The sequence below is a fragment of the Pseudomonas sp. GM102 genome (assembly GCF_000282555.1).
Lineage (GTDB): Bacteria > Pseudomonadota > Gammaproteobacteria > Pseudomonadales > Pseudomonadaceae > Aquipseudomonas.
The window spans coordinates 1-5,798 of sequence record NZ_AKJB01000136.1 but is presented as its reverse complement, the minus strand read 5'-3'; the positions used below and the strand labels follow the sequence as shown (position 1 = coordinate 5,798).

Annotated in this window: 6 protein-coding genes; 3 read left to right on the top strand and 3 right to left on the bottom strand. The window is 58.7% G+C overall.

Going from position 1 to position 5,798, the window contains the following annotated elements:
* Positions 1–258 precede the first annotated feature (258 nt).
* The gene (locus PMI18_RS02290; protein ID WP_007907012.1) at positions 259–423 is read left to right on the top strand and encodes a metallothionein; all 165 of its coding nucleotides are present in this window, start codon (positions 259–261) and stop codon (positions 421–423) included.
* A 70-nt stretch (positions 424–493) separates the two neighbouring features.
* On the opposite strand, the gene PMI18_RS02295 is transcribed toward PMI18_RS02290, so the two are convergent.
* The 3 genes from PMI18_RS02295 to PMI18_RS02305 all read right to left on the bottom strand — a co-directional run bounded on the left by PMI18_RS02295 (position 494) and on the right by PMI18_RS02305 (position 3,054).
* Positions 494–721 carry a DUF6555 family protein gene (locus PMI18_RS02295; protein ID WP_007907010.1) on the bottom strand — a complete coding sequence of 76 codons (228 nt, stop codon included), beginning with the start codon at positions 719–721 and terminating at the stop codon, positions 494–496.
* Positions 722–1,038: 317 nt separating this feature from the next.
* Complete coding sequence (locus PMI18_RS02300; RefSeq protein WP_007907009.1) at positions 1,039–2,073, bottom strand: purine-nucleoside phosphorylase; 1,035 nt, start codon at positions 2,071–2,073, stop codon at positions 1,039–1,041.
* A gap of 24 nt (positions 2,074–2,097) precedes the next feature.
* Positions 2,098–3,054 carry a nucleoside-specific channel-forming protein Tsx gene (locus PMI18_RS02305; RefSeq protein ID WP_007907007.1) on the bottom strand — a complete coding sequence of 319 codons (957 nt, stop codon included), beginning with the start codon at positions 3,052–3,054 and terminating at the stop codon, positions 2,098–2,100.
* 536 nt (positions 3,055–3,590) lie between these two features.
* Between PMI18_RS02305 and selD the strand changes: the two genes are divergently transcribed.
* Both selD and mnmH read left to right on the top strand, forming a co-directional pair.
* The gene (gene selD, locus PMI18_RS02310) at positions 3,591–4,625 is read left to right on the top strand and encodes a selenide, water dikinase SelD (protein ID WP_007907005.1); all 1,035 of its coding nucleotides are present in this window, start codon (positions 3,591–3,593) and stop codon (positions 4,623–4,625) included.
* Positions 4,625–5,728, top strand: coding sequence for a tRNA 2-selenouridine(34) synthase MnmH (mnmH, locus tag PMI18_RS02315; RefSeq protein WP_007907002.1), 1,104 nt, complete (start codon positions 4,625–4,627; stop codon positions 5,726–5,728). Before selD ends, mnmH begins: the two co-directional genes overlap by 1 nt.
* Positions 5,729–5,798: the final 70 nt, after the last annotated feature.

The window sequence follows — 5,798 nt, the reverse complement described above, 5'->3', positions numbered from 1 at the left end:
CCGCGAAGAACGATGACGCGTAATACCTGAAAAACCGCGGCGCATTCTTCGCGGGCAAGCCTCGCTCCTGCAGATGCTGTGCTTTCCCCTCGCCACACGGCAGTGTTCGTCCATGAGTAGCTGCATCGCGACTACCCTCAGTAGTAAGCAAACACCGTCCAAGGGTTTGTTTGAACCCGTTTGGGGGACGAGCGGTCATTTGCTTCAGGTGTCGCGCACCCGCGTCACCTTGACGACCACAACAATGGAGTCAGACTCATGATCGACAGTGAAAGTATCTGCGACTGCCCCAAATGTTCCTGCAAATTGGGCGAACATCCGATCGCGCGTCACGGCAAGCACTATTGCTGTGAAGCCTGCGCCAAACATCACGAACACGGCGAAGCATGCGCCACCAAAGGCTGCAAGTGTGCTCAACACTGAACGTTCAGCCAAAAAAGTGGAGCCGTCCAGGCTCCACTTCGGTTTGAATCTGTCCCCTCCCTTTTGACGCTCAACTGGCCGGTCGCCAGGTCACATTCTCGATGCCGAATTTTTCCGCCAGCGGTTTGCTGGTCTTTTGCACCCGTTCACGGCCAAAGCGCGGGATCCGGCCGACTCCGGCGTCGCAACTTGCCCAGTGCCACGCCTCTGCATTGTCCATTTTGTCCAGGCGGATAATGAAAGACTTGGGCTTGCCATGAAGGGTGTATTCAATAACGAAAAGTTTTGCATTGTTCATAAAGCCTGTATTCCTCCCTGTAGTTATAGAGGGATCGCGAGGCGCGGCGAAAATTCAGTCGAATTGTCGGACGGTGACAGTGGCTGGCGACAGCCGGACGCCTCGTAATCCTGGAGCCTTCCCGGCCCCGGATGATCCTAGTCTATGGTCCACGGTGCGCCGGCGGAACCATCACAGTCGGCATTTATGTTGAATGTTCTGGCCCTATCGCGAGCAGGCTCGCTCCCACTGTGGATCTGCGCCGCTCACATGATTTGTGACCGACACAGATCTCTGTAGGAGCGAGGCTTGCCCGCGAAGGCGTCCTCAAGCCGAACTCAGGCCTCGGGCACGCCTTTCTCCCAAGCCGACCAATTCTGCAAAATCTCCTGCACCAACGGATTCCCCGTGCGGTACAGGTTCTCCAGCGCCGGCACAAAACCGCCTTGATCGGCGTACTTGAGCAGGTTATCCACCTCGCTCTGGCCCGGCGCCGGCCGGTCGAAGTCGGAACCGGCGCGCACCACCGCCAGGCGCCGGACATCCACCAGCCCCTCGCGGCTAGCGCGCAGCAGCGCCTCGTAGGTGGAGTTGTCTTCCTGCTGAGTCGTGCAATAGACCCCTTCGTTATTGGTCAACAGCTTGGTCCAGACTTCTGCCCGCTCACTCAACCGCGTCCCGGAAAACCAGGTATTGCCCGCCAGTGTGTCGCACTGGGTCACCACTGGCGGCTGATTGGCTGGCGCAGACGGATACTTCAAGCGCCACGCCGCCGATTCCTTGCTCTCGCTCAGCTGGACCTTGTGGCTCAGGGCGAACGCCTTGGCCTGCAACTTCGGATTGAGTTCGAACACTTCAGTCTTGTAGTCCAGCGGCGGTTTTTCGTTCGGGCCTTTGGTGTTGATGCCCAGGTAGCCGGTCGGCCAGTCTTTCGGCGCGTCGCGGGAATCCAGCTCCCACTGGGTGCCGAATTCCACCAGATAGTGCGCCCACGCGGTGGTGCCGATGGTGCCGTGATGCGGGCTGATGCCGGCAATCCCGGCGATCAGGAAGTAACTTTTGCGCAGGTCGAATTTCGGCGACAGTGCCAAAGCCAAAGTCGAGGCTGCGGCATTGGTCTGGCCCATGCCGGTGACCATCAGGCACACCTGTTGGGTGTTGCAGCGAATATTCGGGTACTCGGCGGACAGGCCCGGTACGCGCACTTCTTGCTTGAGTTCCAGGCGATCGACCCAGTTCTGCGCCTCGGGGGCGAACATGGTGATCAGCATCACTTTCGGCTGGATCGGCGCGTCGCCAGCCCAGGCAGCAGAAGAGAGCAGAGTGCCGCAGGCCAGGCCCACGCACAGGGACAGACGGTTTATTGCTTTCATAAAATCTCCTTATTCACATGAGCCTTAAAACTGATAACCGACACCGGCGTAGTAACCCCAGCCGTTGGAACGGGCGCGGAAGTCGCCATCGCCGAAATTCAACTCACTGCCGTCGTCCCAGTTGCCGCCGTTATGGAAGTAACGGCCGACCAGGGTGAAACGCAAGTGGGTGAAGGCGTAGAGCAACACGTTGGTGGCCACGGTGGCGTTGGCGGTGCGGGCCGGGTTGTCTTTGTGCAGGTCGGAGCCGAAGTCGAAGTTGGTGAAACCGATGTAGGTCAACGAAGCGCCGTTGCTGAAACTGCTGATGGGCACAATATATTTGAGCTGGGCGCGGTAGCCATCCCACGAGTATTCATTGCTGGCACCGTAGTTTTCCCACTGGTAGCGGCCGTAGAAGTTGGCTGACAGGTTGACCCGCGAATGGGTGTCGATGTCAGTGCCAAGGCCGCTGTACAGCGTGTTTGCGCGGTTGGCGCTGTTGCTGCCGTGGTCGTAGATCCAGTCGAACGCCACGTACCATTCCTTGAACGGCCCGATGGCCAGGCTGCGGCCGGCCAGGTAGTCGATGGAGATCCGTGGTTCGTGCTCCATGAACACCGGCGAGCCGTGGTCCCACACGCCTTTGTCATGGCTGTTGCCGATGTCGAAGATCTTTGGAATATCGATGTAGCCGTACAACTCGAACGGCCCCTTGCGACCGAAATACTCGTACTCCAGGTAGATATCGTCGGCCGGTTGCGGGCCGAAACTGATGTCTTTGCTGCCAATGACGGTCAGGTCCTGGTTGAACCAGTCCGACAGATAGGCGCCTTTTTTCGGCGGGCTGGCTTCAGGGCTGAGGGCTTCGCCCTGGGCGGATTCTTCGGCGGTGGCCGGTTGGGCCAAAACGTGGCTGCTGAGTAGTCCTGTAACGCTGGCCAGCAGCAAGGAAACAGCCAAAGTGCGCGAGCAAGTCACGCGGCTGGAGGTGCAATGCATTAAAAGTCCCTTTTCGTGCGGATCGAAAGCCCGCTGGTGCGGGTTTTACGCGGTTAGGTGGCGAACAGGCCGGTATCGGCGACTCGCAAACGTTTGCACAAGGCATACCAGTTTTGTTCAATATTCTGAAAAATAGAGGGAATTGGTAGTTTTACTGTCCTTTTGGTCAAGGATTTCGGGGAAATGAGCAGAGGGAGTGGTTTTCAGGGCGAAGGGGATCTGGCGGGGATATGCACCAAAGTGGTGTCGACTGTCAGATGATTAACCCGATCTGTGGCGATAGAGATTTTGTGACAAAGGTGGCAATAGAGCTTTTGTGGCGAGGGAGCTTGCTCCCGCTGGGTTGCGCAGCAGCCCTAAAACCTTGCACGCAATGCCTCAAAATCCCTGTCCGCCAGTTTTGTGGATGCTTCGCACCCGAGCGGGAGCAAGCTCCCTCGCCACAATGGATCGCTTACTCCTGCGGGTTGTGAAGACCCCGTAGGAATGGGGTTGCTGTAGAATCCTCGGCATTGACTTCACAAGGTGCACCCCCGATGAGCGAGCCGATTCGTCTGACCCAATACAGCCATGGCGCAGGCTGTGGCTGCAAGATTTCGCCCCAGGTGCTGGAGGTGATTCTGGCCGGCAGCGGCGCGCAAAACCTGGACCCGAAACTCTGGGTCGGCAATGCTTCGCGTGATGACGCAGCGGTGTATGCCATCGACGAAGAACGCGGCGTGGTCTCGACTACCGACTTCTTTATGCCGATCGTCGACGATCCCTTCGACTTCGGCCGTATCGCCGCCACCAATGCCATCAGCGATATCTACGCCATGGGTGGCGATCCGTTGATGGCGATTGCGATCCTCGGCTGGCCGGTCAATGTGCTGGCGCCGGAGATTGCCCGGGAAGTGATTCGCGGCGGGCGTTCGGTCTGCGATGAGGCGGGAATCCCGCTGGCCGGCGGCCATTCCATCGACGCGCCAGAGCCGATCTTCGGCCTGGCCGTGACCGGACTGGTGGAAAAACGCCACATGAAGCGCAATGACACCGCCACCGCCGGTTGCTTGCTGTACCTCACCAAACCCTTGGGCATCGGCATCCTCACCACAGCCGAGAAGAAGGGCAAGTTGCGCCATGCCGACATCGGCCTTGCCCGCGACTGGATGTGCACCCTGAACAAACCCGGCAGCCGTTTCGGCAAACTCGACGGCGTGACCGCGATGACCGATGTCACCGGTTTCGGCCTGCTCGGGCACTTGGTGGAAATGGCCGACGGCAGCAACGTGACCGCCCGCATCGAATATGACCGTGTGCCGCGCCTGCCGGGTGTCGAGTATTACCTCGATCAGGGTTGTGTGCCGGGCGGTACGCTGCGCAATTTCGACAGCTACGCCAGCAAGGTCGGCCGGCTCCAGGAGTTGCACAAACGCGTGCTCTGCGATCCGCAGACCAGCGGTGGCCTGCTGATTGCGGTCACGCCTGAGGGCAATGAACGGTTTCTGATGGAAGCAGCCGAACTCGGTCTGGGCCTTGAGCCGATCGGCGAACTGGTTGAGCGACAGACTAACGCGGTAGAGGTGTTTTGATGTCTATCGACTTCACCGATTACCGCGACATCTTTCTCAACGATCGGCCGATGATGGATACCCGCGCGCCGGTCGAATTCCTCAAGGGCTCATTCCCTGGGGTGGTCAATCTGCCGCTGATGAATGACAACGAGCGTGAGCAGATCGGCACCTGTTACAAGCAACATGGTCAGCAGGCGGCCATTGAGCTGGGGCAACGGCTGGTCTGCGGCGACGTCAAGGATCAACGCGTCCGGGCCTGGGTCGAGTTTGCCCGGGCCAATCCTGACGGCTATTTGTACTGTTTCCGCGGCGGTTTACGTTCGCAGATCGTCCAGCAATGGATCAAGGAAGAGGCCGGCATTGACTATCCACGAATCGGTGGTGGTTATAAGGCGATGCGGACCTTTCTGCTGGATACGGTCGATCAGGCGGTTGCCCAGTGTGACTTCGTCTTGTTGGGCGGCATGACCGGCACCGGCAAGACCGAGGTGCTCACGCAATTGAGCAACGGCCTGGATCTGGAAGGCCACGCTAATCATCGCGGTTCCAGTTTCGGCAAACGGGCTACAGGCCAACCGAACAACATCGATTTCGAGAACCGGCTGGCCGTGGATGTGTTGAAGAAACGCGCCAACGGTATCGAGCAATTCGTGCTGGAAGACGAGAGCCGCATGGTCGGCAGTTGTGCCTTGCCGCTGCCGTTGTACAAGGGCATGCAAGAGTTTTCGATGGTCTGGCTGGAGGACAGCGTCGAAGGTCGGGTCGAGCGAATTCTGCAGGATTACGTGATCAATCTGTACGCCGAATTTGTCGCTGTGTACGGCGAGCAAGGGGTCCCGCTGTATTCCGAGCGGCTGATATCAAGTTTGAACAATATTCACCGACGCCTGGGCGGGGAGCGTTACCAGCGCATGCTTTTGCAAATGGAAAGTGCCCTGGAAGAGCAGGCGCGCTCTGGATCTGTCGAGCAGTTTCGGGACTGGATTGAAGTGTTGCTGCGCGAATATTACGACCCGATGTATGCGTTTCAGCGGGAGAAGAAGGGTTCGCGGATCGAGTTTGTCGGGGAGCGGGGGGCGGTGCTTGAATACCTGAGAGAGCGCGCTAACAAGCGAGTTTAGGTGGCGGGTTTGCTGGCCTCTTCGCGGGCAAGCCTCGCTCCTACAGTGAGATCCCCTAATGAAATGGCTA